Source organism: Vibrio sp. 1288, assembly GCF_033344475.1.
On record NZ_JAWPOX010000612.1, the window covers coordinates 1 to 660 of the forward strand.

At 46.7% G+C, this 660-nt stretch carries 1 pseudogene; it reads left to right on the forward strand.

Annotation, left to right across the window (positions count from 1 at the left end):
* A pseudogene (locus R8O11_RS28335) lies at nt 1–656 on the forward strand (competence/damage-inducible protein A); the annotation flags it as partial.
* Nucleotides 657–660 lie beyond the last annotated feature (4 nt).

Sequence of the window (660 nt, forward strand, 5' to 3'; positions counted from 1 at the left end):
TCTCGGATAAGTTGGATCAGTTAAAACTGCCACAAGGATATGAGCTTGGGTATCGCTCTTATCTGCCTTTTATTGAAGTGAAGCTGTTTGGCCCGGCAGATCAGCTTGAACAACGTTTGAAGCTGATGCAGTTGATCAACAAGCACCTCGAAAGCAATACGGTTAGCATCGACCTTCCGATGGTTGAGCATGTAGGACAACTGCTGGCGGATAAAGATCTCACACTTTCTGTGTCTGAAAAAAGCAGTGCTGGATATTTAACCTACTGGTTAAACAGTGATGAAAATGCAGAAAAGCAATTGGGTCACGGTTGGGTGCTGGCAGGGCGTAACCAAACTGTAAACCATGAGGGCGATCCATTGGCTGCGACATTTGCGTTAGCGGGAGCGACTCGCGAAAAGTGCGCTACCGATTTAGCATTAGTGACCGGACAGGTTGAAGGTGGGGTATTTTCTGTCGCCTTGTCTACACCATCAGGTGAATGGGGCGCGTCTTATAAGTTAGCGAAAAAGTATCAGCGTGACGACCAAGTGAAAGTGATCAGCACCGCAGCGCTGGATTTATTACGCCGTTACTTAGAGCGAAAACCTATGTTTGCCCACTATGCGTTTTTAGAGAAAGTGAAAGAGATGCATATTCCTAACAGCGCACTTTAGGCTA